The organism is Clostridium sp. J1101437_171009_A5 (genome assembly GCF_015547905.1).
Lineage (GTDB): Bacteria > Bacillota > Clostridia > Oscillospirales > Oscillospiraceae > Pseudoflavonifractor_A > Pseudoflavonifractor_A gallinarum.
The window spans coordinates 42,356-68,926 of sequence record NZ_JADMVY010000007.1 but is presented as its reverse complement, the minus strand read 5'-3'; the positions used below and the strand labels follow the sequence as shown (position 1 = coordinate 68,926).

The window sequence follows — 26,571 nt, the reverse complement described above, 5'->3', positions numbered from 1 at the left end:
GGAACCCAGGGGGAACGGTTCCGCTTTGGGTTATGTTCCATACTTTTTTTACTTTCCAAAGGATTCCCAAAGAAACGGCGCGGGAGTATGATAGCACACGCGAAAACGAGGTGATGTGTTTGGATGGATTCAAGGAAGCGCTGGTGGAGGAGCTGGGCAACCGGATCGCCTTTACAATCCCGGTACTGGGCGGTATCCCGGTGGCCGAGTCGGTGGTAGTCACCTGGATTGTCATGGCAGCCCTCATCGTGTGCGCGCTGGTTCTGACACGGAACCTGCGGGTACAAAATCCAGGCAAGGGGCAGATCGCCCTGGAGGGCGCGGTGCAGTTTCTCAACGGGTTTGTAAAGACCAATCTCGGAACGCACTGGAGACCCTTCGCCCCCTATCTGGGGACGGTGGCACTCTACATCGGTGTGTCCAACCTGATTGGGATCGTGGGGCTGACCCCGCCCACGAAGGACATTAGCGTGACGGCAGCCCTGGCTCTGATGAGCATGGTGCTGATCTATGGGGCACAGTTCCGGTATCGGGGACTGCTGGGCGGCCTGCGGCAATTTGCCGAGCCGATGCCTCTGCTCATCCCCATCAATCTCATGGAGGTGGCCATCCGGCCCCTGGCGCTGTGTATGCGTCTGTTCGGCAACATCCTGGGCGCGTTTATCATCATGGAGATGATCAAGCTTCTGGTGCCCGTGGTGCTGCCGGCGGTATTCAGCCTCTATTTCGACCTGTTTGACGGGTTGATCCAGACGGTGGTCTTCGTATTCCTCACCACTCTCTTTACCGGAGAGGGCATCAAAGAGGAAGAAGCGTAACGGACAGTATATTTTGAGGAGGAAATTACTATGACACTGGGAATCATTGCTGCGGGAATTGCGGTTTTCACCGGCATCGGCGCCGGTATCGGCATCGGCTTTGCCACCGGAAAGGCCAGCGAGGCCATTGCCCGCCAGCCTGAGGCGGCCGGAAAGATCAACAGCGCCCTGCTGATGGGCTGTGCTCTGGCAGAAGGTACCGCCATCTTTGGCTTCATTACCGCCCTGCTCGTCATCTTTATGGGTTAAGGGGGCGTACCCCATGCTGGAATTTGAAGTTTCCACCATCGTGTTTACCGTCATCAACCTGCTGGTGCTCTATGTCATCCTGCGCAAGCTGCTCTTTGGGCGGGTCAACGCGGTGCTGGAGCAGCGGGCCGCCCTGGTGCGGGAAGAGCTGGAATCGGCACAGATCCAGCACAGTCAGGCGGAAGAGCTGCGCAGCGAGTATGAGGCCAAGCTGGCGGACGCCCGGCAGGAGGCCTCCAAGCTGGTGGCCGATGCCCAGAACCGGGCGCAGCGGGCCTATGAGGCCAGACTGGCCCAGGCTGAAACGGACGCCAAGCAGGTGCACAGCCAGGCCCAGGCTCAGATCGCGGAGGAGCGGAAGGCCATGCTGCGGGGCGCACGGAATGAGGTGGCGGCCCTTGCTCTGCTGGCTGCCGGGAAGGTGGCCGGACAGGCCATGGACTCCGCGGCCGAGCAGGCCATGGTGGAATCTTTCCTGGCGGAAGTAGGTGAACGTACATGAGCGAGCTGGCACGCCGCTATGCCCAGGCCCTCTATGAGGTGATGCCCGATGAGACGGGACTGCGGGCGACTGCGGAGGCCCTCATGGGACAGAGCGAACTCTGGGCGGCCCTCTGTGCGCCCACCGTGCGCGCGGAGGAGAAAAAGCGCCTGCTGGGCCGTCTGCCGGAGCTGGACGGACACGGGACCCTGCTGCGCTTTTACCGCCTGCTGGCGGAGAAGGACCGGATGGCGCTGCTGCCCGAGCTCCTGGAAGCCTTCCGGGCTTTGGGGCTGCGGGAGAAGAATACGGCGCGGTGTGTCCTGACCTGTGTCCGCACACCGGAGAAAGAAGAGCTGGAACGAATCCGCCAGGCCCTGTGCAAGCTTCACCACCGGGCGGACATCCAATTTGAGATCCGCACCGATCCCTCCCTTGTGGGGGGATTTACCCTGGAGCTGGAGGGCATCCGGTACGATAAGAGCGTCCGCGGTGCGATGGCCGGCCTGAGCCGGTATCTGGAAGAGAGGCGAATGGCATGAAAACCAAACCGGAAGAGATCGTCGCCCTCCTGCGGGAGGAGATCGCCGGATATGATACCCGCGTACGGCGGGATGAAGTGGGCACCGTCCTGGAGGTAGGCGACGGGATCGCCACAGTCTATGGCCTGGACAAGGCGGTCTACGGCGAACTGGTGGAGCTGGAGACCGGTGTCAAGGGCATGGTCATGAATCTGGCCCGGGACAGCGTAGGCGTAGTGCTGCTGGGCAGCGACGCCGGCGTCCGGGAGGGTACGGTGGTGCGCCGCACCGGACGGGCGGCTGACGTCCCCGTTGGAGAGGCCATGATCGGCCGGGTCGTGGATGTTCTGGGCAGCCCCATTGACGGCCTGGGTCCCATTGAGACCACTGAGACCCGCCCCATCGAGCACGAGGCCAGCGGTGTGGTCACCCGGGAGCCGGTCAATGTGCCCCTTCAGACCGGAATACTGGCCATTGACGCCATGGTCCCCATTGGACGGGGACAGCGTGAGCTGATCATCGGGGACCGGCAGACCGGCAAGACCGCCATTGCGGTGGATACCATCCTGAACCAGAAGGGGCAGGACGTCATCTGCATCTATGTGGCCATTGGCCAGAAGGCCAGCTCGGTGGCCCGCATCCAGGACACCCTGAAACGGCACGGCGCGATGGATTATTCCATGATTGTCTCGGCTACGGCCAGCGACTCGGCCCCCCTGCAGTACATCGCGCCCTACGCCGGAGCGGCCATGGGCGAGTATTTTATGGAGAAGGGCAAGGATGTGCTCATCGTCTATGACGATCTCTCCAAGCACGCGGTGGCCTACCGGACCCTCTCTCTGCTGCTCAAGCGCTCGCCCGGACGAGAGGCCTACCCCGGAGATGTGTTCTACCTGCACTCCCGCCTGCTGGAGCGGGCCTGCCGCCTGACCAAGGAGTACGGCGGCGGCTCCATGACCGCGCTTCCCATCATTGAGACCCAGGCGGGCGATGTGTCGGCCTATATTCCCACCAATGTCATCTCCATTACCGACGGACAGATCTATCTGGAGACCGACCTCTTCTTCGCCGGGCAGCGGCCCGCCGTCAATGTGGGCCTCTCGGTCTCCCGTGTGGGCGGTGCAGCCCAGACCCGGGCGGTTAAGAAAACGGCGGGTACCCTGCGCATCGATCTGGCCCGATTCCGGGAGCTGGAGGTATTCACCCAGTTCGCCTCGGACCTGGATGTCGCCACGCAGCAGGCGCTGGACCACGGAAAGCGGCTTCTGGAGTTGCTCAAGCAGCCCCTCTACCATCCCATGCCGGTGAACCGCCAGGCGGTGATCCTCTATGCGGCCACCAACGGCCTGGTGGACGATGTGCCGCTGGAGAAGGTGCGGGACTTCCTCCTGTCCTTTGCCGCGGAGATGGAGGAGGAGCACGCCGACGTGATGGCGGATATCCAGGAGAGCGGGAACCTGAGCGCTCCGGCCATTGAGACCATCCGCGCGGCCCTGGAGGAGAGCAAGAGGCGGGTGAGCGGCACATGGCAAGCATAAAGGAGATCCGAACCCATATCAAGAGCGTGGAGCAGACGCTGAAGATCACCAACGCCATGTATCTGATCTCCTCCTCCAACCTGCGCAAGGCGCGCAAGCAGCTCAGCGATGTGGAGCCCTACTTCCATAAGATCGAGACCACCATCTCGGATATCCTCCACCACTCGCCGGAGATCGACCACCGCTTTTTTGACAAGCGGCCCGGTATCCCGCCGGAGCGGCGGAAGGTAGGTTATATCGTGATCACCGGCGATAAGGGCCTGGCGGGCGCGTACAACCACAACATTTTGAAGATGGCGGAGGAGCGGATGGCAAAGACGCCCAACTCCTACCTCTTTGTGGTAGGACAGGTGGGGCGCTCCTACTTTACCGAGCGGGGCATCCCCATCGACGGAGAATTTCTCTATACCGCGCAGAATCCCAACATCAGCCGGGCCCGCGATATGTCGGAGGTGCTGATGCAGCTCTATCTGGACGGGAAGCTGGACGAGGTCTATGTCCTCTTTACCAATATGATCAACTCCTTCCGTCTGGAGCCCACCGCCTATAAGATCCTGCCGCTGGACCCGGATGCATTCCCGGACTATGAGGAAAACCGGGACTGCTATAACCGGGACGTGACCTATGTCCCGTCGGTGCGGGCCGTCATGGACCGCCTGGTGCCGGGCTATCTGAAAGGCGTGCTCTTCGGCGCCATGGTGGAGTCCTACTGCTCGGAGCAGAATGCCCGCATGACCGCCATGAAGTCCTCCAGCGACAATGCCAGGGCCATGCTTCAAAAGCTGAACCTCTCCTACAACCGGGCGCGCCAGAGCGCCATCACCCAGGAGATCACCGAGGTGGTGGGCGGCGCCCAGGCGGCCGAGTCATTTTAGGCCGCAGTTCCGCCGGACGGCGGCACAAGCAGAATCAGACAGGAAACGCCCGAAAGGGGATGCGATATCATGAGTGAGAACAAAGGAACCATCGTACAGGTCATGGGACCTGTGGTGGATGTGGCCTTTTCTGACGGCACGCTCCCGGAGCTCAAGGAAGCCCTGGAGGTGGAGCTGGGAGGAAAACGCCAGGTGATGGAAGTGGCCCAGCATGTGGGGGGAGATACCGTGCGCTGTATCATGCTCTCTCCCAGCGAGGGCCTGGGCCGGGGCATGGAGGTCACGGCCACCGGAGGGCCCATCTCCGTCCCCGTGGGCGAGGGCGTATTGGGGCGGATGTTCAACGTCCTGGGAGACGCCATCGACGAGAAGGGGCCGGTCAAGGCCAGCGAGACCTGGTCCATCCACCGGCAGCCCCCGGCCTTTGAGAACCAGCGGCCGGTGGTGGATGTGTTTGAGACCGGCATCAAGGTCATCGACCTGCTGGCGCCCTATGCCAAGGGCGGCAAGATCGGCCTGTTTGGCGGCGCCGGCGTGGGCAAGACGGTGCTCATCCAGGAGCTCATCCACAACATCGCCACCGAGCACGGCGGATACTCCATCTTTACCGGGGTAGGCGAGCGTACCCGCGAGGGCAACGACCTCTGGCGGGAAATGAGCGAGTCCGGCGTCATCGACAAGACCGCGCTGGTCTTCGGTCAGATGAACGAGCCCCCCGGAGCCCGTATGCGCGTGGCCCTGACCGGGCTGACCATGGCGGAGTACTTCCGGGACCGGGAGAAGCAGAATGTGCTGCTCTTCATCGACAATATCTTCCGCTATGTCCAGGCTGGCTCGGAGGTCTCGGCCCTGATGGGGCGGATGCCCTCCGCTGTGGGCTATCAGCCCACGCTGGCCAACGAGGTGGGCGCCCTGCAGGAGCGCATCACCTCCACCAAGGACGGGGCCATCACTTCGGTGCAGGCGGTCTATGTCCCGGCGGACGACCTGACCGACCCCGCACCTGCCACTACCTTTGCCCATCTGGACGCCACCACCGTTCTCTCCCGTAAGATCGTGGAGCAGGGCATCTATCCGGCAGTGGACCCGCTGGAGTCCACCTCCCGCATTCTGGAACCCGATGTGGTGGGCGAGCGCCACTACCGGGTGGCCCGTGGGACCCAGGAGCTGCTTCAGCGGTACCGGGAACTCCAGGACATCATTGCCATTCTGGGCATGGAGGAGCTCTCCGAGGAGGACCGGCGCACCGTAGAGCGGGCCCGGCGTATCCAGCAGTTCTTCTCCCAGCCCTTCTCCGTGGCCGAGACCTTTACCGGACTGGAGGGCCGCTACGTCAAGCTGGCCGATACCCTCCGCTCCTTTGAGGCCATTCTGGGCGGCGAGCTGGACAAATATCCGGAGGCAGCCTTCAGCATGGTGGGCAATGTGGACGAGGTCGTGGAAAAGGCGAAGAAGATGGGGGCGGTATAATGGCCCAGACCAGCTTCTATCTGGAGATCATTACGCCGGAGCGGCAGTTTTACATCGGCCCGGCCCACGCCCTGGTCATCCCCGCCGTGGACGGAGAGATGGGGATCTATCCGGGCCACGAGCCGGTGGTCACCGCCATCGAGCCCGGCGAGCTGCGCTATGAGAATGAGGGCGTATGGGAGAGCGCCGTGGTGGGGTCTGGCTTTGCAGAGATCAAACCAGACTATGTGATCCTTCTGGTGGGCTTTGCGGAACATCCCGAGGAAGTGGACCGCAAGCGCGCGGAGGCCGCCAAACTGCGTGCCGAGGAGCGCCTGCGCCAGAAACAGAGCATCCAGGAGTACTACCACTCCAAGGCGGCGTTGGCCCGGGCCATGGCCCGACTGAAGATCGGGCGGCATTAATAAATCCAACCAAATACAAGAGATACCCCCGGACGGCGGCACAGACAGCCCTGTCCGGGGGTATTTTTGATGGGACACCGCGGCGGAGGGACGCATAGACTGGAAAAGAGTTTTGCAGAGGGAGACCAGGATGCTTTATATACTTTCTCGATAAAGGGCATTGGTTATCATCGAAAGAAGCAATTGGACTTTCGGGAGATGCTTTGCTACGATGAGGTTAATTTTGGAGAAAAGAACCGGGCCAACGCGGGGAAGAGCGAACCGCTCCCCGCGGCCCGGGATTGCCGTCTATTTGGGAAAGGATGTTCTGTATGGAGAAGAATGCGCTTCGCCTGCCCGCCGGATTTGAGAGCTATCAGGAGGCCCGCCAGGCCGGATTTTTGCGAATGAAGCAGCTGAAAGAGTCGGGGGCCCGGGTGATCGGCCTGTTCTGCTCCTATGTGCCCATTGAGCTGGTCTATGCGGCCGGTGCCATCCCGGTGGGACTGTGCGCCTCCAGTGAAGAGCCCATTACGGCCGCCGAGGCAAACCTGCCCCGCAATCTGTGTCCGCTCATCAAGGCCAGCTATGGCTTTGCCCTCACGGATACCTGCCCCTACTTCTATTTCTCCGATCTGGTGGTGGCCGAGACCACCTGTGACGGAAAAAAGAAGATGTTCGAGCTGCTGGGCGAGATCAAGGAGACCTATGTGATGCAGCTGCCCCACAGCCGGGATGCGGCTGCGCTGGCCTTCTGGAAAGAGCAGATCATCGCCTTCCAGAAAAAGCTGGAGGACTTCTATGGGATCACCATTACGGAGGAGGACATCCGGGCGGCCATCCGCCGCAAGAACCGGGAGCGCGATGTGATGCTCCGCTATCTGGAGCTGGGCAAGCTCAATCCCGCCCCCATCAGCGGATACGAGATGGGCACCCAGATCGACGTGGGGAGCTTCTCCTTTGATCTGGAGGAGCGCTGCAAGAATGTGGAGGCCCGTACCGCCCAGGTGCTCGCCGATTGGGAGGCCAATTACAAGGGAAAGCAGAGCGACCGTCCCCGCCTCCTGCTGACGGGCTGCCCCAACGCGGGCGTGCGGGAGAAGATCATCCGCACTGTGGAGGAGATGGGGGCCGATGTAGTGGCCTTCGACACCTGCAGCGGCACCCGGGAAAAGGTGGAAAAGGTGGATGAGAGCAATCCGGACGTCTACGAGGCCCTGGCCCGGAAGTATCTCAACATCAACTGCTCTGTCATGAGCCCCAACGACAGCCGGAGAGGGTATATTGGTGAAATGATCGACGAGTACGCCATCGACGGCGTGCTGGAGATCATCCTCCAGTCCTGCCACACCTATGATGTGGAGTCCTACTTCATCAAGCGCTTTGTGACCCAGGAGAAGGGCCTGCCCTACCTGAACATTGAGACCGACTACTCCCAGTCCGATAAGGGACAGATCAATACCCGCCTGGCGGCGTTCCTGGAGACGATCGAAAAATGAGTTATTTTACCGGAATTGATATTGGCTCCACCGCGTCCAAGGTGGTGGTGCTGGACGAGGCGCGGATGGTGGATGCCTTTGTCCTGCCCACCGGGTGGAGCAGCAAGGAAACGGCCGCCGGTGTGGCCCAGCGCCTGGCGTCCCAGGGGCGTCCCGTGGATGAGGATATGCGGGTCGTGGCCACGGGATACGGCCGGGTATCGGTGGACTATGCCGCCAAGACGGTCACCGAGATCACCTGTCACGGCAAGGGCGGCTTCGCTCTGCTGGGACGGGACTGCACGGTGGTGGACATCGGCGGACAGGACACCAAGGTGATCACCGTGGAGGGGGGCATGGCCTCCAGCTTTTTGATGAACGACAAGTGCTCGGCGGGGACCGGTAAATTTCTGGAGATCATGGCCAACCGCCTGGGCGTGGATCTGCCGGAGCTCTTCGCCCTGGCCGGGCAGGGAGAGCCGCTGGCCATCAGCTCCATGTGCACGGTGTTTGCTGAGAGCGAGGTCATCAGTCACATCGGTGCGGGTGAGCGCCGGGAGGACATTGCCGCCGGCGTGGTGGACTCCGTCGTGAGCAAGGTGGCGGGGCTGTGTGCCCGGCACACCATCCAGGGCGATGTGCTCCTCACCGGTGGACTGTGCGACAGCGCCTATCTGGTCCAGCGGCTGTCCCAGCGTCTGGGCACCACAGTTTACACCGATCCCATGGGCCGCTACGCCGGTGCTCTGGGGGCCGCCCTGATCGCCCGGGGAAAGCGGGGGCGGGAGGCATGATCTTTCTGTCCTTTTATACCACTACCCACAGCATGAAGGGAGAGGCCCAGGCCAAAAAACAGGGCCTGGCGGCCTCCCTGGTCCCGACGCCCAGGGGCGTGGGGGGCAGCTGCTCCCTCTCCCTGTGCTTTGAGGGCATAGAGGCAGAGCGGGAGGCGCAGGCCTTTTTTGAGGAGATGACCGTTCCCTGTGCGCTGTACCGCCAGGAAGGGGAGGAGCTCACCTGCCTGGGCCGGAAGGAGGAGGGGGCATGATCTACCTGGACACCGCCGCCACCAGCCGTCAGAAGCCGGAGCTGGTCTATCAGCGGGCGGCGCAGGCCATGCGGGAGACGGCCAACCCCGGCCGGGGCGGCCACGCGCCGGCACTGGAGGCCGGGCGCATGGTCTATGCCGTGCGGGAACAGGTATCCGCCTTCTTCCACGTGGGAGAGGCGGAACGGGTGGTCTTTACATCCAATGCCACCGACGCCCTCAATCTGGCCATCCAGGGGATGGCCAGACCCGGCGGACACATCGTATCCACTACTATGGAGCACAACTCGGTGCTGCGTCCTCTCCGGGCGCTGGAAGCGCGGGGCGTGCGCCACACGCTGGTACAGGGTGATCCAGGTTCCGGAGTGGTGACGGCCGCTCAGGTTGCTGCGGCGCTGGAGCCCGAGACCTGCCTGGTGGTGTGTACTCATGTCTCCAATGTGACGGGGACGCAGATGCCTGTGGAGGAGATCGGGGCCCTCTGCCGGGCCCGGGGGATCCCGTTTCTGGTGGATGCCTCCCAGTCGGCCGGTGTGTGTGAGCTGGATATGGAGGCCATGGGAATCGACCTGCTGGCCTGCCCCGGCCACAAGGGACTGCTGGCCCTGCCCGGGACCGGGCTGCTCTGTCTGGGGCCCAATGTCCGTCCCGAGCCCCTCAAGCAGGGAGGGACCGGCAGCTTTTCGGAGTATCTGGAACAGCCCGATCTCCTGCCCGACCGGTACGAGAGCGGGACCCTCAATACGGTGGGGATCGCCTCTCTGGGGGCCGGGCTGGAATACCTGGAGGAGCGGGGACTGGAGTCTATCCGCCGCCATGAACAGGCCCTGTGTGAACAGTTCTTGTCTGGTCTGCGTGCCATCCCCGGTATTGAGATCTACGGTGCGGGGGATGCCCGGCGGCAGACGGCGGTGGTGTCCTTCAACCTGCGGGGGATGGACTGTGCCCAGGCCGCTTTCCGGCTGGACCGGGAGTATGGGATCTGTATGCGGGCAGGGCTCCACTGCGCGCCGCTGGCCCACCGGACCGTGGGGAGCTTCCCCCAGGGGAGCCTGCGAGCCAGCATGGGCCCCTTCAATACGGAAGAGGAGATCGAACAGACACTGTCTGCACTGAGTACATTGAGCCGGTAACGGATCATATCATATATAGTATATTCCCATAGAGAGAGCCTTCGCTTCGGTGAAGTGCTCTCTCTTGTTGTTGTATGGCTGTGCGCGCTTCCGATATCCTTCAACTGGGAGGATGAAGCAAAAATCACGGCCAATTGGTAACAAAATAGAAAACTGGATAACATTATCTGATAAAAATATAACTATTTTACCTTATAAAGCGGGAGCACCTCTGATATAATGCATCAACAGCAAAATAGATTTTTTTGGACACAAACAAAAATTTTTTCAATGAAGAAAGAACAGGAGTGGAGCAAATGAAGCAAATCCGTATGCGCGGTGCAGCGGCACTGCTGTCCCTGGCACTGACGCTTCCGCTGATGCTGCCCGGATGGACCGCAAGAGCTGCCGCTCTCGAGGAGAGCGGAGTGGCCATTTCGGAAGAAACCTTCCCCGATGCAGCGTTCCGGAGCTGGCTGACCGACCGGAACAATCTGAATGGATTTGGCAGCGACGGGTATTTTTCCGCCGCAGAGCTGGCTGAGATCAAGAGCATCGACGTCTCCGGGAAGGGAATCCAGACTCTGGAGGGAATCGAACAGTTTTCTGCCCTGGAACAGCTCTCCTGCGAGAATAACCGGCTGAAGGAGCTGGACGTAAAGCAGAACCGTGCGCTGCGCCATCTTCAGTGCAGATTCAACCAGATTGCGGCATTGGATGTATCCGGCCTGGATAACCTGATTTCCCTCAACTGTGAGAGCAACCATATGAAGAGCCTGAATCTGACAGGCTGTACGGCGCTGGAGATCATCTATTGCCGGAGCAACGACCTGCCGGAGGTGGATTTCTCCACCAACACCAGCCTGAAGTTCATTGAGACCTTTGATAACCGGTTGAGCAGCATTGATCTCTCCAAGCTGACGGCGCTGGAATTTGTCCACCTGGACCACAATCTGCTCACCCACATTGATCTGAGCGCCAACACCAATCTCAGCCCGATCGGCAGCGGCTTTGTGGCCCGCAACAATCAGCTGGATACGCTGACCCTTCCGGTCAAGGCGGACCTGGTGGTGGACCCGGATGTCTATGCCGAGCAGGATCCCAAAGTGGGATATGAGCGGGTCGAGTGGTATGAGGATGCAGAGTATCACATTCCGGTCACCGGACCGATCACGGCGAACGGACAGACCCTGTATGCCAAATGGCTCCCCAATGACTACACGATTCGTTTTAACTCCAATGGCGGCAGTGGTTCCATGCCCGAACAGAGCGGCGTATGGGATCAGAAGCTGACTCTGGAGAAGAATACCTTCCGCCGGACGGGCTATGCGTTCCAGGGCTGGAAAAATGTCTTCGGAGACGACGCTTTTTACGACGACGGAAGCGAAGTGCTCAACCTGGCGGGGAAGTACCAGGGCCAGCGGGTGACCCTGTATGTCCAGTGGGAGCCCATCCAGTACACGGTGGCCTTTGATGCTAACGGCGGGCAGGGTGAGATGGCAGAGGAGAGCTATCGGTACGATCAGAGTAAGAATCTCCCGAAATGCACCATGACTGGCCCGGATGATAAGATCTTTGCCGGCTGGGCCACAGAGTGGGACGGCAGCGTGCGCTATCTGGATCAGAGCGCCGTTCGAAATCTGGCCTAGGAGCAGGGGGAGAAGATCACGCTTTACGCGGTGTGGAGAGAAAAGCGGAACAATGCGTATTTGGACGACCTGGATGCCGCGTTTGCCCATTACAGCGCAGAGAACTACACCGTACAGGATTGGAATGCCCTGACCGGCTACTATGGAACTGCATGGAAGGAGCTCTCCACCGCAGAGGAAGAGGAGCTGGAGGGGATCTTTACCCGGGCCACGGAGAATATGGAAGCCGTTGAGACCAGGGAAATGCGCGTGAATGCCATCGTTGCAGCCTGGCGGAGCGAGCACCGGGACGCTTTGGATGCCATGAACAACCATGCAGTGGACGAAGCTACCGCCGAGCGGCTCTATGGCCTGGCGCAGGAGGCCCTGAAAGGGATTGATGCTGCGTTTGTAGTGGAGCACTCCGACCTGGCGGAGACAGCGGATCAGGAGCAGGTGGCCGCACTGGCCAATGAGGCGGTCGATAAGACCCTGCGCAGCCTCTCCCAGCTGGCCGATGCCGCAGCCTGGGTCGGAACCCTGAACGGGCTGTCGGAGCGGCCCTTGTCGGAGGTGACCTCGGAGTGGTATGGTTCCTATGCGGATGCCTGCACGGGTGCGGATACCTATCTCCTCCACCTGAGCCGCACGATGATGCAGGCTCTGGAGGAGCGCCGGGACCTGGCTCAGCAGAAGCAGCAGGCTCTCACACAGCTGCACATGGCGTATCAGAGCTATGACCTGACACGCTATACTGCCGAGAATCAGGCCAAGCTGGAGAAGATTCTGAATGCCGGACGCCTGGCCATCGAGGCGGAAATTCGGCGGCAGACGTGGAGTCGGCCCAGAAGCAGGCGCAGCAGGATATGGCTGCGGTGCCCACCATCGACGGAGGAAGTCAGCCGGGCGGTGGTACCGGGGGAGGTGAGTCCGGCGGCAGCACGGGCGGCAATACCGGTGGCGGCACTGGTGGCGCAGGCGGCGGCGCAGGTGGCGGCGGTGGAGCCGGCGGTGTGACGCCGGAGCCGCCGGTGGAATCCGTCCCGCCCACCCAGACCACGGTGACCGATCCGGTCAGCGGTGCGACTGCCCTGGTGAATACCGATGCAAACGGCGCGGTTTCGGCCCAGATTACCCTTCCGGCCGAGGCGGACACGGCAGTGCTGACCCTGCCGGCCAAGGTGAAGTCCTCGACTGTGGCGGTGATGCACAAGAGTGAGGGGACGACGGCGGTCCTTCCGTGGGCGGTTGCCGTGGAAGAGGGCATGCGGGTACGTGTGTCTCAGTCCTGCCAGATCACGCTGGAGGAGCGGAGTGTCACCTACTCTGATGTGGCGGCACAGGCCTGGTACCAGGATGGCGTGCAGTTTGTCTCGGCCAGAGGGCTGTTTTCCGGCATCGGTGCAGGGCGCTTTGCACCTGAGGGGGCAATGACCCGCTCGATGGTGGCCTCTGTCCTGTATCGCATGGAGGGTGCGCCGGAGTGCACAGAGGGTCCCACCTTTACCGATGTACCTGAGGGAAGCTGGTTTGCGCCCGGGGTGCAGTGGGCCGCTCAGATGGGGATCACCAGCGGCACCGGCGGCGGACGGTTTGCGCCGGAGGAGCCGGTCACCCGAGAGGCCCTTGCGGCCATGCTCTACCGCTATGCGCAGCAGCATGGAGCCGGAGCCATGGGCACCGGCAGCGGCACAGAGAACTTTGCCGACCGGGAGAGCATCTCCTCCTGGGCGGGTGAGGCCATGGAGTGGGCCGCTTCCAATGGCATCCTGCTGGGAAATGGAGGCGAGATCCGTCCCGGCGACTTGGCCAGCCGCGCGGAAGTGGCGGCCATGCTGATGCGCTTCAGCGCCGTGATCGTGGATGCCCAGAGATAACATAGGATGTAAATGCCAAACCGGCGTGCCAGACTCAGTCTGGCACGCCGGTTTTTGTTTTTCCCTATGGAGAGAGGATCAGCCGCCCATATAGGAGAAGTGCATATAGTCGTGATACCCCTCGGCGGGATTGGTGCTGTATGCCCAGGCGTCACCGCCCCAGCTCCAGCCGTGAGCTTTGAAAATACGTACCACCGAGCTGTCCGGGGAGATGGAGTAGGGGTTCTGGCCCGGCTGCCAGCGGCTGCCCGCCAGGGCGACACCGTCCCGGACCTGGTAGTTGTTGTCGGAATTGATGTCGATGGCGGTGCCGCAGTTATGCTCGCCGGTGGCCGAATCGCCGCGCCAGGAATAGCCGCCCAGATCCTGAATGGGGAACTGTTCCGGGTCCTGATAGATCTCGGTAAAGATTTCCGTTACGTCCTGGGCCAGGGCAGCATGTACCTGGAAGGAAGCGGTGGACGCCTTTTTTCCGGAGCCGGAGAGACGCCAGACCGGAACCGTGACCGTGACCATGTTTGCCTGGGCCTCTTCTTTATTGACAAAGCGGCGTTTTCCGGGATCCCCAAAGAGCAGCTGGAGTTTAGCGGTGTTTTCCCCCTGCTCCACCAGCCAGAAGCCCTGGGTCCAGAAATCCTCTGCATTGGCCTCTCCGCGCTCTACCTTGGCCCAGAATTCCGCCTGCGCGATTTCCGATTGGGTCATGGGGCGGTATTCCAGCGTATAGGTGGAACAGGCCGAGCTGACCTGGTAGACCTGGTCGAAACCGGCGAAGGTATAGTGCTGCGCACTCAGGTCCTGCTCAAAGCGGCTGAGATAATCCCCCACGGAAGAGGTAAACTGCTGCTGGGGGAGCAGTTCCTCTCCGGTCTCCGCATTGAGGTAACGGATGGTGATATCCTGTTCCTCGCCCCAGCGAGCCTGATCCACCAGATTCAGCGTATTCATCAGCAGCGTAGCGCCGTCGCAGCGCTGAATGGTATCCTGAAAGCCGAAGGAGCCGTCACTCTTTCCGCGCACCACGCCGCAGCGGACCAGACCGCCAACGGCTTCCTGGTGGAGATCGTCCATGTAAGACCAGTCGGTAAAGAGGGTTGGATCCGGGGCAAACGTACTGAAGCCGCCGCGGACCGACTCGGGCAGGGCACGGTACAGGATCACAGCGGCATCCTGGCGGGAAATGGGGGCGTTGAGTGAAGCAGGGGTGACCGGGAGCGCATCCTCCAGGGAGAGCATACCGCTCTCCAGAGCAGCCGTATATCCGGCCATGTCCCAGGCCTGCCCATCTGCCAGCGCCTCCTGGTAGGCCTGGGGAGCAAAGGAGCGGGCGGAGATCGACAGGAACTGGCCCCAACTCATGGTGGCGGCGGGCTCCATCCGGTTTCCTCCTACACCTTGAAGAATGCCGAGGCTTGCGGCCTGCTGCAAGGTGGAATAGGCCCAGTGGTCCCAGCTCAGATCCGCATATTCTGCCGCCAGGGCAGGCGCTGCGGCGGAGCAGGCCAACATCCCGGCCAAAGCGAGGGTACCGATACGTACGTGGTGCGTCATAGTGCAGGACTCCTTCTCATTCTCTCTGTACTGCGTCCGCCGGAACGGGAAACCTGCGGCGGACAGCTGTCAAATTTTATTTTAGTCCCCGAGAACGGCTGCTGCAATGCAAAAAGTCAAAATAAGTCGAAAAACAGGGCGTATATCTGAGCTTTTCCCCATGCGTAAATATGGTCTGCCCCAAACGAAAGGGCTGGAGATGGAAGTCTGTGTCAAATAAATAAGTTGTCATGTGACAAGACATATGCTACAATAACAGAACATGTTCCGCTGAGCAGTGGGAAATATCGGTGTGGAAAGAGGAAACGTTACATGACGATTGAGCAGCAGATCCAGGATTGGAAGCGGGAGCGGGATGCGGTCATCCTGGCCCATTACTATGTGGCCCCGGAGGTGCAGGAGATTGCAGACTATGTGGGAGACTCCTTTTATCTGAGCAAGGTGGCCCTCGACCTGCCGCAGCAGACCATTGTCTTCTGCGGAGTGGGCTTTATGGGGGAGAGCGCAAAACTCCTCAATGAGAAAAAAACCGTCCTGATGCCTGACCTGGAGGCCGACTGTCCCATGGCCCACATGGCGCAGCCCGAGGAGATCCGGAAGATCCGGGAGCAGGAGGAGGATCTGGCGGTGGTGTGTTATATCAACTCCACCGCCGCACTCAAGGCCTGTGCCGACGTGTGCGTCACATCGGCCAACGCCCTGGATGTGGTGCGCGCCCTGCCCAACCGGAAGATTTTGATGATCCCTGATCAGAATCTGGCCCATTTTATTGCCGAGCAGGTGCCCGAGAAGGAATTTCTCTTCCATCCGGGCTGCTGTCCGGTCCACCAGGAGATCCGCCTTTCCGAGGTGCTCGATCACAAGAAAGCCCACCCGGAGGCGCCGGTTCTGGCCCATCCGGAGTGTCCGGCCGCGCTGCTGGCTCATGCGGACTATGTGGGCAGCACCAGCGGGATCATCCGCTATGCCGCCGAACACGAGGCGCGGGAGTACATCATCTGCACGGAGATCGGAGTGCGGCACCGGTTGGAGCGAGACAATCCGGGAAAGAAGTTCTATTTTCCCGCCACAAGCCCGGTGTGCCGGGATATGAAGCAGGTCACGCTGGAAAAGGTGCTGGAGGTGCTCCGGACCGGAAAGAATGCGGTTTCCCTTCCCGGGGAGCAGAGTGAAATGGCCCGGCGGGCGCTGGAGCAGATGCTCCGCCTGGCCAAGTGATGGCGGAGGACAGGAGAAGCAGATGATGGAAGAAAAAACAGATGTGATTGTGGTGGGAACCGGCGTGGCCGGGCTGTTCAGCGCGCTGAACCTGCCCCGGGGGATGCGGGTCCTTCTCATCACAAAAGCGGAGGAAGAGAGCAGCGACTCCTTTCTGGCCCAGGGCGGGATCTGTATGCTGCGCGGGGAGGAGGACTATGAGAGCTATGTCCAGGACACCCTGCGGGCGGGACACTATGAAAACCGGATGGAGTCGGTGGATCTCATGGTGCGCACGTCGCCGGAGATCATTGCAGATCTGGTCCGGCTGGGGGTGGAGTTCGAGCGGGATGGGGAGGACTTTGCCTTTACCCGGGAAGGGGCCCACTCCAAACCCCGTATCCTCTTTCACAAGGATATCACCGGACAGGAGATCACCAGCAAGCTGCTCTGCGCAGTCCGAAAACAGCCCAACGTGGAGATTCGACCCTACACCACGATGACGGACCTGTTGGTGGAGGACGGGATCTGCCGTGGCATCGAGGCCCGGGGACCGCACGGTGAGAGGATGCAGATCCGGGCCCAATACACCATTCTGGCCACCGGTGGGATCGGCGGGCGGTATCCCCACTCCACCAACTTTCCCCATCTGACCGGTGACGCGCTGGATCTGGCTGCCCGGTATGGCATCCGCACAGAGCATCTGGACTATGTCCAGTTCCATCCCACCACCCTCTACTCCAAGGAGCCAGGACGGCGTTTTCTCATCTCGGAGTCGGTGCGGGGAGAGGGGGCCCTCCTCTACAATCACCAGGGGAAGCGCTTTGTGGACGAACTGCTCCCACGGGATGTGGTGACAAAGGCCATCCGGGAGGAGATGGCACGGGAGGGGACGGAGTTTGTCTGGCTCTCCATGGAGCCCATCCCCAGGGAGACCATCCTGCACCACTTTCCGAATATCTACCAGCACTGTCTGGAGCAGGGGTATGACGTGACCCGGGAACCCATCCCCGTAGTACCGGCTCAGCACTATTTCATGGGCGGGATCTGGGTGGACCGGGACAGCCGCACCTCCATGGAGCGGCTGTTTGCCGTGGGGGAGACCAGCTGTAACGGCGTACACGGCGCAAACCGGCTGGCCAGCAACTCCCTGCTGGAGAGCCTTGTATTTGCCAAACGGGCGGCAGCTGCCATTGCCGGAGCGTGCGCCCAGACGAGGAGGAATTGATCCATGAATCCCATTACCATGACCACACAGATCGATCCGCTGCTGCTCCAGGCACTGCGGGAGGATATTTCCAGCGAGGATGTGAGCACCAACGCGGTGATCCGGGAGAAGACGCCCGGACAGGTGGAGCTTTTGTGCAAAGAGCGGGGCGTCATCGCGGGACTGGCGGTGTTTGAGCGGGTCTTTCAGCTGCTGGACCCGGAGGTACAGGTGGAATGGTTCCACCAGGACGGGGAGCAGGTGGAGGCGGGAACGCACCTGGCTACCCTGCGTGGGGACATCCGGGCCCTCCTCTCGGGGGAGCGGGTGGCCCTCAACTATCTCCAGCGGATGAGCGGCATCGCCACCTATACCCGCGCCTGCGCCGAGGCTCTCCGGGGCAGCAAAACCAAACTTCTGGACACCCGAAAGACCACGCCCAACATGCGGATCTTTGAAAAATATGCCGTAAGGGTTGGCGGCGGACAAAATCACCGCTATAATCTATCTGATGGAGTCCTGCTGAAGGACAACCACATTGGAGCGGCCGGAGGGATCGCACAGGCGGTGCGTCTGGCAAGGGACTATGCTCCGTTTGTGCGAAAAATTGAGGTAGAAGTAGAAAATCTGGAAATGGTGGAAGAGGCTCTGGCCGCAGGTGCGGACATCATCATGCTGGACAATATGTCCATGGAGGAAATGCGGGAGGCCCTGCGGCGCATCGCGGGCCGCGCCCAGACCGAGTGCTCGGGAAATGTGACGCTGGAGAAACTCCGGGCGCTGGCCGACCTGGGTGTGGACTATGTCTCCTGCGGCGCGCTGACCCATTCCGCCCCCATTCTGGATCTCTCTCTGAAGCATCTTCGTCCGCTGGAGGCGAAGTGAAGAAAGGATTTAAGGGTCATGACCGGTTCGGAGCGCAGAAAGCATATTGTGGATCGTATCAGACAGAGTGAGAAGCCCGTGTCGGGGACCGCGCTGGCCAAGGAGTGCCAGGTCAGCCGCCAGGTGATCGTGCAGGATATCGCGCTGATCCGGGCGGCGGGCTATGATATCCTGTCGACCCACCGGGGATATCGGCTGAATGAAGGGCAGCAGGTGAGCCGTGTCTTTCAAGTGCGGCATACCGACGCCCAGATCGAGGAGGAGCTTTTCACCATCGTGGATCTGGGGGGAAGGGTGAAAAATGTGATGGTGGACCACCAGGTCTATGGCCAGGTACGGGCGCCGCTGCTCATCTCCTCCCGCCGCACGGCCAGCGCCTTTTTGGAGGAAATCCACAGCGGAAAATCCAGCCCGCTCAAACATCTGACCTCGGACTATCACTACCATTTGATCCAGGCGGACAGCGAGGACACGCTGGATCTGATCCAGGAGGCGCTGCATGAAAAAGGGTTTCTGATTTCCGTGGCTGCGGAAGGGGAAGAGGGAACCGCGTGCGGTGATGCATGACGTCCGGACAATGGAACAAAGAATCAAAATCGCTCAGAGGTTTTCCAAACAACCCCAGTCAAATTTCTGCATATGATGGCAATTCCTGCGGATACTATCTCCGTCTGAACAAGTAACCGTGGGAGGAATCATGGATATGAAAGCAACTGGAATTGTGCGCAGGATCGACGATCTTGGCCGTGTGGTGATCCCCAAAGAGATTCGCAGGACCATGCGGATCCGGGAGGGCGATCCCCTGGAAATTTATACAAACAGCGAGGGCGGCGTGATCTTTAAGAAGTACTCCCTCATGGGAGGGCTGGGAGATTTTGCAGGACAGATGTGCGAGACCCTCAACAAGACCACCGGACGTATTTCGGTCATCACCGACCGGGACACCTGTCTGGCCGTGGCAGGGGGCGGAAAGCGGGATTTGACGGACAAACGGATCTCTTCCGCCCTGGAACAGATCATGGAGGGCCGGGGCATCTACCAGTATCAGAATGGCGAGACGCCTATTACAGTGACCGAGGACAACCACCGCTATTTCGTGGCCTGCGCCGCACCCATTCTCTCCGAGGGAGATGTGCTGGGGTGTGTGGTCTTTGCCGGAAATGAGGAAGAGCTTCTCACCGACGAGACGGACTATAAGCTGGTTCAGACCATCGCAGGATTTCTTGGACGCCATATGGAGAGCTGAGACAAAGCTGCCGCACCGCGCCGCTTCCGGAGGGATGACCACCGGGAGCGGCGCGGTGCGGTATAGTGTTACAAATGAGAAAGAAGTTATAACTTCTTTCCCTTAGAAAACACAGTCATCCTTGCACAATATGGCCCTTTTTGATATACTTAGATAGGAAACAGCAAAGGGGGATTATTTATGCGCCTGTTCATTGCCGTATCCCTGCCTCCGCTCTGGAAGGATCGGATGGATACGGCCACGCACTATCTGAAGACACATACCGAGCACTGCATCCCCACACCGCGGGGAACTTTTCATTTGACACTGGCTTTCTTAGGCGAGACAGATCGCCTGGCAGATGTCATTCAAGCCATGGATCAGGTCCATGGAGCGCCTTTCCCCCTGATCAGCTCTGGAATCGGACAGTTCCCGCTGAAAGAGGGGGACCTCTGGTGGATGGGAATTGAGTCCACACCGCCGCTGATGGATCTCCAGGCAAAGCTGGCAGATTCGCTGCGCGGTGCTGGTTTTGAGATCAGTGATAAGCCCTATCAGCCTCACGCCAGCCTTGCGCGTCAGGTCCAGCCCAAGCCGGATCTGGATGTGGCTGAGTTGGAGCGCCTTCTTCCGCCTATGAGCTTTGAAGTGCGCTATATGACGCTCTTTCGCTCGGATTGGGACCGGGGAAATCTCTTCTACACCCCGCTTCACCGCACGATGCTCACCGAAGAGAATTGACAGAAAAACAGGACAGGCACGGCCTGTCCTGTTTTTTTATGCGCAGAAACGGTGTTTGCCGATGACTTTGATCAGCGGCCGGTTCCAGATCCATGCGCTGGTGGCGGTGTCTGGATTGAAATAGTAGATCGCTCCGCCGCTGGGATCTGCGCCGTTGATGGCATCCCGGGCGGCGCGGACAGAGGACTCGGCCACCGGCTCGTCAAACTGCCCGTCCACCATACAGGTAAAGGCGCCGGGCTGATAGACCACGCCGGCAATGGTGCTGGGAAAGGCCGGGTGCTCTACCCGGTTCAGGATCACGGCCCCCACGGCCACCTGGCCGCTGTACGGCTCGCCCCGGGCCTCCGCTGAGATGACGCGGGCCAGCAGCTCCAGGTCGGCCGACTGGGCGTTGGAGCCGCTGCTGCCGCCGCCGCTGTCCGGCATACCAAGGGCCCGAAGGGTGGCCGGACCGGTGATTCCGTCCGGCGTGAGGCCATTCTTCTTTTGAAACAGCTTTACCGCTGCGGTGGTGGCGGAGCCATAGATACCGTCCACGGCGCCGTCGTAATAGCCCCAGTTGCGCAGCTTGGTCTGAATGGTGCGTACGGGTTCTCCTGTGGACCCCTGGCGGTATGTGGCCGCCTGAGATGCGGTCTGAAGGACGCTGATGACCAGAATATTGACAGCAAACAGGATGCACAGCGCGCGGATCAGACGTTTTCGGTCCTGACACAAATGGATCAAGCCTCCTTGCCTGGCGGAAGGATCCCGCACAGGTCTGAATGGAATATGCGTTTCTAGTTTACGGGAAAGCGGAGGGAACTATGCGGTGAGAATACCGATCAAATTCTGCTTGTACTGTATGGTTCTTCCTGCATCTGGCCATACTGAGAGAAACGAAGAAAAAGGAAGTGTACACGATGGTAAAAGGTGTTTCACGCCGGGTCATTGTCGTCAAGTCTCCCGACCCCAGACTGTTTGAAGAGGCCATTTTCATCGTCAAGGAGGAGGCGTTCTGCGGAAGGGGGGTTTCGGCCGAGCAGGTGCTTCAGGAGGCAAGAAGCGTAGCCAAGGGATATGTCAAGCGCAACACCCCGTTTATGCGCTGGCTCAGAAGGATCCCCATCCCGGCCTATCTGGCCATGGGGGCGCTGATGGCCACCGCGTGCTGGAGTTTTGCGCTCTACCTGTGCTGAGACAACGAAAAACGTCCTTCCACAGAGCGCGTGGAAGGACGTTTGTATGGAGGGATTATCCCTGCCCCTGGATGGCTCCGATCAGGACGACCAGAACAAAAGCGGCAATGCATATGCCGATGAAGATATCCAGCTGGTGGATGGTGACCGGGATTTTATCATAGAAGCGCTCCTTGGCATTCCGGGGACCGGAGGGAGGGGGAGAGGCCTCCTCCTCCGACTGGACGGACTGCTGTTCCAGCGCCTGTTCCCGCTGGATGAGACGGGCTTCCCGCTCTTCCAGTTCCCGGGCTTTTTGTTCCAGCTGTGCTTTCCGCGATGAAAAGAGACGCATGACGATCCAAGCTCCTTTGTCTGCATCCGGTTGGAGTAGGATACGGCCTCCTGTCCCGGACTGGGACAGGAGGCCGCGGAACATGAGAAATTATTTCTTGGCCAGATACTTGCGCAGATCCAGAGCGACGGCCACGATGATGACCAGGCCCTGTGCAATGAAGGTGTAGGCGGGGTCCACGCGCAGGAACTGCAGGCAGATCTTGAGGATCTCGAAGACCAGAACACCCACCAGAACGCCGGAGATCTTGCCGACGCCGCCGTTGGTGGAGACGCCGCCGATGGTACAAGCCGCGATGGCCTCCAGCTCATAGCCGTAGCCGGTCTGGACGGAAGCGCCGCCGGCCTTGGCACCCAGCAGGAAGCCGCCCAGAGCATAGAGGACAGCCGCCAGCAGATAGATGCGGATCAGAGTGGCGGGGACGTTGACGCCGGCCACCTGGGCAGCGCTCTCGTTGCCGCCGATGGCGTACATGTACTTACCGTGACGGGTCTTATTGTAGAGGAACCACATAAACAGACCGATGATCAGGGCAATGATGGCCAGATAGGGGATGATCTTGCCCACAGCGCCTTCCAGCAGATAGCCGTTGGCCACTTTGGTGTAGGAGTCCTTGTAGCCGCCCATAGGCTGGTTCTTGGTGATAACGCTGCACAGGCCATAGACGATGGTCTGCATGCCCAGGGTTGCGATGAAGGGGGGAACCTTCAGGAAAGCGATGACGCAGCCGTTGATGGCGCCGAAGATGCCGCAGATGACCAGAACGGCGATCAGGCCCACGAACACGGGCACATCAGGCAGCCAGGGCAGCATGCGGCCGGAGTAGGCCACATCCTGGAGCAGCATGGCGGACAGACAGGCCGACAGGCCCACCATACGTCCGGCCGACAGGTCGGTTCCCTTGGTGATCAGACAGCCCGACACACCGCAGGCGATGATGAAACGGGGGCTGACGTTGATGATGAGGTTTACCAGGTTGCTGCGGCTGAAGAAGTTGTCGCGGGTAAAGCCGACGGCCAGCGCCAGCAGAGCGATCAGAATTATAATCGCATAGTTGGATAGAAATTGTTTTACACGGGCAGCGTTGAGCTGCTTTGCTTCCTTTGCCATAGTCCAATCTCCTCTCTCTGATTCAGACTGCCTCGAACTGCGTGGCCAGTTCCATGATATTCTCCTGATTGGCCTTGTCTCCGTCGATAAAGCCGGTGACGCGGCCGTCGCACATGACCATGATGCGGTCCGACATGCCGATGAGTTCGCCCATTTCAGAGGAGATCATGATGATACTCTTTCCCTGACGGGCCAGCTCCTCAATGATGCAGTAGATCTCGTACTTGGCACCCACGTCGATACCGCGGGTGGGCTCGTCCAGAATGAAGATATCCGGATTGTTGGCCAGCCAGCGGCTGATGAGCACCTTCTGCTGGTTGCCGCCGGAGAGAGACTGGATCAGCGTCTTGGAGGAGGGTGTCTTGATGGAGAGCTTGGCCACGTTGTCCTGCACCAGCTGCTCGATCTTCTTGTCATCCAGCATGATCCCGCCGATGAGATACTGATTCAGGGAGGAGATCGAGACGTTATCCGCGATGGAGAGAACGCCCAGAATACCGGTGGCCCGGCGATCCTCGGTCAGCATGGCGATGCCCTTCTTGATGGCGTCGGCCGGACGGTTGATCTTGAGTTCTTCGCCCTTATAGGTAATGGTACCCTTGGAATGGCAGCGCAGGCCAAACAGACCCTCCATCAGCTCGGTGCGCTGGGCACCCACCAGACCGGCGACTCCCAGAATCTCGCCCTTCCGCACACTGAAGGTCACATTCCGGAAGCTTTTGGGGTTGATGGAGGTGAAGTCCTCTATCTGAAGGACCTCCTCGCCGGGAACATTTTTCCGTTTGGGATAGAGGTCCACCAGCTCGCGGCCCACCATTTTTGTGATGATCATATCGGTGGTCAGTTCCTTGGCGGCCCAGGTGCCAATGTACTGGCCGTCGCGCATGATGGTGACCTCATCCGAGATGCGCAGGATCTCATCCATCTTGTGGGAGATATAGACGATGGCCACGCCCTTGGACTTGAGCTCCTCCACGATGGTGAAGAGGGCCTCCACCTCGCCGGCGGTGAGGGAGGAGGTGGGCTCGTCCAGAATGAGCACCTTACAGTCGGCGGAAACGGCCTTGGCGATCTCCACCAGCTGCATCTGGGAGACGCTCAGGGAACCCAGTTTGGCGCGGGGGTCGAAGTTCATATGGACTTCTTCCAGCACCCGGGCGGCGTCCTCATACATTTTCTTGTGGTCAATGATTTTGACCGGGCCGATCTGCTTGAGAGGATAGCGGCCTACATAGATATTTTCACCGATGCTGCGCTCCGTAATGGGCTGCAGCTCCTGATGCACCATGGCGATGCCGTGGTGCAGGGCATCCAGCGGGTCCTTGATGTGGACCGGCTGGCCCTCATAAAAAATTTCTCCCTCGTCCATATGGTAGATGCCGAACATACACTTCATCAGTGTGGACTTTCCCGCGCCGTTTTCGCCCATCAGAGCGTGTACGGTTCCTGGACGCAGCCGGAGCTGCGCGTGGTCCAGTGCCTTGACGCCGGGGAAGGTCTTCACGACATTACGCATCTCCAAACGATACTCTGACATGAACTGGCCCCCTCTTTGCTTGTTGCTCTCTTCGTTACGGTCCTGCCTTCAGAAACGGCGCACCGGTATGCGAGCCATTTCTCAAAGCAGGGTGCCGTACACCACACAAACCACAACCGACAGGAAGGGGGAGATATGTACGTCGTTTTCATCCGTACATATCTCCCCTCCTCGTAAATCGAAACTGCTAGACTGGTAAAACAGGAATCGGAAACTTACTTGATGAACTCGGCGACGTTGTCGCTGGTGACCTTCACGTAGTCAACATAGATGGACTGCTCGCCCTCGGCATAGGTGGTGCCACCCAGCAGGCCTTCCATGCACTCCACAGCCTTCTCGGCCTGGCTCTGCGCATCGTTCAGAACGGTACCGGTCATCTCGCCGGCCTTGACGGCGTCCAGAGCGGCGTCCAGAGCGTCAACACCCACGATGTAGATGTCCTTGCCAACGGTGCGGCCAGCGGTCTTGATGGCCTCCATGGCGCCCAGAGCCATGGAGTCGTTGTTGCTGAAGACAACCTCGACCTTATCGCCGAACTGAGCCAGGTCGTTGGCGCAGATCTCCTGGCCCTTGTTCTGATCCCAGTCGCCGCGGGTCAGGTTGAGCTGCTCAACCTCCATGCCGGCATCGGTCAGAGCCTTGACGGAGTACTCGGTGCGCAGCTTGGCGTCGATGTTCTCGGGGTCGCCCTGGATCATGATGTAGGAGACCTTGCCGTCGCCGTTGATGTCGCCCTTGGTCTCGGTCTCCAGGATCAGCTCGCCCTGGAAGGTACCGGACTGAGCGGCGTCACAGCCGACGTAGACACACTTGTTATAAGAGGCCATGTCCTCGGCGGTGGGCTCACGGTTGATAAAGACGGTGGGGATGTCAGCGGTCTGCACCAGGTTGACGATGGAAGAGGCGGCGCTGGTCATGACGGGGTTGATGATGAGCGCGTCCACGCCCTGAGCGATGAAGGTGTTGATCTGCTCGGTCTGCTTGGCCTGGTCGTTGTTGCCGTCCACCACGGTGACCTCGTAGCCCTTGTCCTTCAGGATGGTCTCCAGAGCGGTACGGTAGGTGGTCATGAAGTTATCGTCGAACTTGTAGATGCACACGCCGACGGTGCCGCCAGCGGGCACCTGGCTCTCAATCCCCTCCACGACGGCGGAGCCGGTGGGAGCAGGAGGGGTAGAGGTGGTGGCGGTACCGCCGCCGCAGGCGGCCAGGGACAGGACCATGCAGGAACCAAGGATCGTTGCAAGAACTTTTCTCTTCTTCATTGGATGTCGCTCCTTTTCAATATGTGGAGATGCTCTTCCAACAGATCCGGATGCCGGATATGTACCCGCCCCCTGGGAAATCCATAGAGCCGATGTCAAATAAGTACATATGTAACGCCATCCCTACCCGTTTTCAGAGGCTGATGTGGGCTTTCCCACAGCTTAGCTTTACAGTAGCATCTTTTTTATAAAAAGTCAATAAAGAGCGCCCCCGACGATATTCACTTTTTCGTCATAATTTGTTGTTTGTGCAAAATAAATAGAAATAAAAATGAAAGCAATCTACAAAAAAGAGTGTAAAAGATTTTAAATAAGTTGCTTTTTGAATTAAAATCGCATTTATACACCGCTGATTTTTATAGTAATCAAAGATAAATTGTGCAGAATGAACGGGATAGTATAGCAAAATGACATGCCGATTCGGAAGCGATAAAAAGAAAAAATGACAGATCAAATCTTTGCTTTTTTATCAATGAGACCGGAAAAATAAAAATGTATGCGAGGAAAACGGAAAAAGCACGGCATGCGCGTAAAAAAACATGTTTACAGGAGCAGTTCATGAAAAAAGAGGAGGATATTTCAGCGGGCTTAAGTGCCTGGAAAGATTTTAAACGTTGAATTTTGTCAAAATGGTGCCATGATATACTATTTTTGATAAGATAGACAGGATTATAAATGGTTTTTTCGTGCTCGATCCATAAATGGACGTGGACGCGCCAAATGTTCAAAAGGGAAAAGAGCGGTTTCTATCCCACGCCTGTATGGATTTTTTCGCATGGGATAGCCGGGGTGGGGAGCGCAGTTGCCGGATACGCTTCTTTCCGCTATACTATTAGTCGCAATCCACAGTTAGAAGGGGA

General features: G+C 59.6%; 28 protein-coding genes. 22 read left to right on the top strand and 6 right to left on the bottom strand.

Annotation, left to right across the window (positions count from 1 at the left end; all coding sequences use genetic code 11):
- Window positions 1-113 precede the first annotated feature (113 nt).
- The 15 genes from I2C21_RS10815 to I2C21_RS17630 all read left to right on the top strand — a co-directional run bounded on the left by I2C21_RS10815 (window position 114) and on the right by I2C21_RS17630 (window position 13,478).
- A complete protein-coding gene (locus I2C21_RS10815) occupies window positions 114-818 on the top strand; it encodes a F0F1 ATP synthase subunit A (RefSeq protein WP_101691584.1) in 705 nt (234 codons plus the stop codon).
- Window positions 819-848: 30 nt separating this feature from the next.
- The gene (gene atpE / locus I2C21_RS10810) at window positions 849-1,067 is read left to right on the top strand and encodes an ATP synthase F0 subunit C (protein WP_101691357.1); all 219 of its coding nucleotides are present in this window, start codon (window positions 849-851) and stop codon (window positions 1,065-1,067) included.
- 13 nt (window positions 1,068-1,080) lie between these two features.
- Window positions 1,081-1,569 carry a F0F1 ATP synthase subunit B gene (gene atpF / locus I2C21_RS10805; RefSeq protein ID WP_101691356.1) on the top strand — a complete coding sequence of 163 codons (489 nt, stop codon included), beginning with the start codon at window positions 1,081-1,083 and terminating at the stop codon, window positions 1,567-1,569.
- Complete coding sequence (gene atpH, locus I2C21_RS10800) at window positions 1,566-2,090, top strand: ATP synthase F1 subunit delta (protein ID WP_193537758.1); 525 nt, start codon at window positions 1,566-1,568, stop codon at window positions 2,088-2,090. The genes atpF and atpH overlap by 4 nt, the downstream gene beginning before the upstream one ends.
- Window positions 2,087-3,607 (top strand): F0F1 ATP synthase subunit alpha, encoded by a 1,521-nt coding sequence (gene atpA, locus I2C21_RS10795; protein ID WP_195279279.1) that lies wholly within the window; start codon window positions 2,087-2,089, stop codon window positions 3,605-3,607. The genes atpH and atpA overlap by 4 nt, the downstream gene beginning before the upstream one ends.
- A complete protein-coding gene (gene atpG / locus I2C21_RS10790; protein WP_195279278.1) occupies window positions 3,595-4,482 on the top strand; it encodes an ATP synthase F1 subunit gamma in 888 nt (295 codons plus the stop codon). Before atpA ends, atpG begins: the two co-directional genes overlap by 13 nt.
- Before the next feature lie 69 nt (window positions 4,483-4,551).
- A complete protein-coding gene (gene atpD, locus I2C21_RS10785; protein ID WP_101691352.1) occupies window positions 4,552-5,952 on the top strand; it encodes a F0F1 ATP synthase subunit beta in 1,401 nt (466 codons plus the stop codon).
- Window positions 5,952-6,356 carry an ATP synthase F1 subunit epsilon gene (gene atpC, locus I2C21_RS10780; RefSeq protein WP_101691351.1) on the top strand — a complete coding sequence of 135 codons (405 nt, stop codon included), beginning with the start codon at window positions 5,952-5,954 and terminating at the stop codon, window positions 6,354-6,356. The genes atpD and atpC overlap by 1 nt, the downstream gene beginning before the upstream one ends.
- Window positions 6,357-6,667: 311 nt before the next feature.
- Window positions 6,668-7,834, top strand: coding sequence for a double-cubane-cluster-containing anaerobic reductase (locus I2C21_RS10775; protein ID WP_195279277.1), 1,167 nt, complete (start codon window positions 6,668-6,670; stop codon window positions 7,832-7,834).
- Window positions 7,831-8,607, top strand: a complete 777-nt coding sequence (locus tag I2C21_RS10770) for an acyl-CoA dehydratase activase (RefSeq protein ID WP_195279276.1) — start codon at window positions 7,831-7,833, stop codon at window positions 8,605-8,607. The genes I2C21_RS10775 and I2C21_RS10770 overlap by 4 nt, the downstream gene beginning before the upstream one ends.
- A complete protein-coding gene (locus I2C21_RS10765) occupies window positions 8,604-8,861 on the top strand; it encodes a putative Se/S carrier protein (protein ID WP_195279275.1) in 258 nt (85 codons plus the stop codon). The genes I2C21_RS10770 and I2C21_RS10765 overlap by 4 nt, the downstream gene beginning before the upstream one ends.
- Window positions 8,858-9,994, top strand: coding sequence for an aminotransferase class V-fold PLP-dependent enzyme (locus tag I2C21_RS10760; protein WP_195279274.1), 1,137 nt, complete (start codon window positions 8,858-8,860; stop codon window positions 9,992-9,994). Before I2C21_RS10765 ends, I2C21_RS10760 begins: the two co-directional genes overlap by 4 nt.
- Window positions 9,995-10,290: 296 nt before the next feature.
- Window positions 10,291-11,622 carry an InlB B-repeat-containing protein gene (locus tag I2C21_RS10755; protein ID WP_195279273.1) on the top strand — a complete coding sequence of 444 codons (1,332 nt, stop codon included), beginning with the start codon at window positions 10,291-10,293 and terminating at the stop codon, window positions 11,620-11,622.
- Window positions 11,623-11,682: 60 nt separating this feature from the next.
- Entirely contained in the window at window positions 11,683-12,618 is a 936-nt protein-coding gene (locus I2C21_RS17635) for a hypothetical protein (protein ID WP_286167274.1), read from the top strand.
- Between the two features lie 188 nt (window positions 12,619-12,806).
- Entirely contained in the window at window positions 12,807-13,478 is a 672-nt protein-coding gene (locus I2C21_RS17630; RefSeq protein WP_353654804.1) for an S-layer homology domain-containing protein, read from the top strand.
- 78 nt (window positions 13,479-13,556) lie between these two features.
- Here I2C21_RS17630 and I2C21_RS10745 read toward each other — a convergent pair whose 3' ends face one another.
- The gene (locus I2C21_RS10745; RefSeq protein ID WP_195279271.1) at window positions 13,557-15,029 is read right to left on the bottom strand and encodes a M15 family metallopeptidase; all 1,473 of its coding nucleotides are present in this window, start codon (window positions 15,027-15,029) and stop codon (window positions 13,557-13,559) included.
- A 312-nt stretch (window positions 15,030-15,341) separates the two neighbouring features.
- Here I2C21_RS10745 and nadA point away from each other — a divergent pair, with 312 nt between their 5' ends.
- The 6 genes from nadA to thpR all read left to right on the top strand — a co-directional run bounded on the left by nadA (window position 15,342) and on the right by thpR (window position 20,284).
- Complete coding sequence (gene nadA, locus I2C21_RS10740) at window positions 15,342-16,247, top strand: quinolinate synthase NadA (RefSeq protein ID WP_195279270.1); 906 nt, start codon at window positions 15,342-15,344, stop codon at window positions 16,245-16,247.
- A gap of 25 nt (window positions 16,248-16,272) precedes the next feature.
- The gene (locus I2C21_RS17625; protein ID WP_235964274.1) at window positions 16,273-17,454 is read left to right on the top strand and encodes an L-aspartate oxidase; all 1,182 of its coding nucleotides are present in this window, start codon (window positions 16,273-16,275) and stop codon (window positions 17,452-17,454) included.
- A 3-nt stretch (window positions 17,455-17,457) separates the two neighbouring features.
- Window positions 17,458-18,318 carry a carboxylating nicotinate-nucleotide diphosphorylase gene (gene nadC, locus I2C21_RS17620; protein ID WP_235964273.1) on the top strand — a complete coding sequence of 287 codons (861 nt, stop codon included), beginning with the start codon at window positions 17,458-17,460 and terminating at the stop codon, window positions 18,316-18,318.
- 18 nt (window positions 18,319-18,336) lie between these two features.
- Window positions 18,337-18,885 (top strand): transcription repressor NadR, encoded by a 549-nt coding sequence (locus I2C21_RS10730; protein ID WP_193537739.1) that lies wholly within the window; start codon window positions 18,337-18,339, stop codon window positions 18,883-18,885.
- A gap of 136 nt (window positions 18,886-19,021) precedes the next feature.
- Window positions 19,022-19,564 carry a stage V sporulation T C-terminal domain-containing protein gene (locus I2C21_RS10725; protein ID WP_101691341.1) on the top strand — a complete coding sequence of 181 codons (543 nt, stop codon included), beginning with the start codon at window positions 19,022-19,024 and terminating at the stop codon, window positions 19,562-19,564.
- A 180-nt stretch (window positions 19,565-19,744) separates the two neighbouring features.
- Window positions 19,745-20,284 (top strand): RNA 2',3'-cyclic phosphodiesterase, encoded by a 540-nt coding sequence (gene thpR, locus I2C21_RS10720; RefSeq protein ID WP_195279269.1) that lies wholly within the window; start codon window positions 19,745-19,747, stop codon window positions 20,282-20,284.
- Between the two features lie 36 nt (window positions 20,285-20,320).
- Here thpR and sleB read toward each other — a convergent pair whose 3' ends face one another.
- On the bottom strand, window positions 20,321-21,004 hold the full coding sequence (sleB, locus tag I2C21_RS10715) for a spore cortex-lytic enzyme (protein WP_195279268.1): 684 nt from the start codon (window positions 21,002-21,004) through the stop codon (window positions 20,321-20,323).
- A gap of 185 nt (window positions 21,005-21,189) precedes the next feature.
- Here sleB and I2C21_RS10710 point away from each other — a divergent pair, with 185 nt between their 5' ends.
- A complete protein-coding gene (locus tag I2C21_RS10710) occupies window positions 21,190-21,465 on the top strand; it encodes a translation initiation factor 2 (protein WP_180956707.1) in 276 nt (91 codons plus the stop codon).
- 55 nt (window positions 21,466-21,520) lie between these two features.
- On the opposite strand, the gene I2C21_RS10705 is transcribed toward I2C21_RS10710, so the two are convergent.
- The 4 genes from I2C21_RS10705 to I2C21_RS10690 all read right to left on the bottom strand — a co-directional run bounded on the left by I2C21_RS10705 (window position 21,521) and on the right by I2C21_RS10690 (window position 25,711).
- Window positions 21,521-21,799 carry a hypothetical protein gene (locus tag I2C21_RS10705; RefSeq protein ID WP_195279267.1) on the bottom strand — a complete coding sequence of 93 codons (279 nt, stop codon included), beginning with the start codon at window positions 21,797-21,799 and terminating at the stop codon, window positions 21,521-21,523.
- Between the two features lie 90 nt (window positions 21,800-21,889).
- Window positions 21,890-22,909: a galactose/methyl galactoside ABC transporter permease MglC gene (locus I2C21_RS10700; protein WP_193537735.1), complete on the bottom strand. Its 1,020-nt coding sequence runs from the start codon at window positions 22,907-22,909 to the stop codon at window positions 21,890-21,892.
- 22 nt (window positions 22,910-22,931) lie between these two features.
- A complete protein-coding gene (locus I2C21_RS10695) occupies window positions 22,932-24,446 on the bottom strand; it encodes a sugar ABC transporter ATP-binding protein (protein ID WP_193537733.1) in 1,515 nt (504 codons plus the stop codon).
- Between the two features lie 215 nt (window positions 24,447-24,661).
- The gene (locus I2C21_RS10690; protein WP_193537731.1) at window positions 24,662-25,711 is read right to left on the bottom strand and encodes a galactose ABC transporter substrate-binding protein; all 1,050 of its coding nucleotides are present in this window, start codon (window positions 25,709-25,711) and stop codon (window positions 24,662-24,664) included.
- Window positions 25,712-26,571 lie beyond the last annotated feature (860 nt).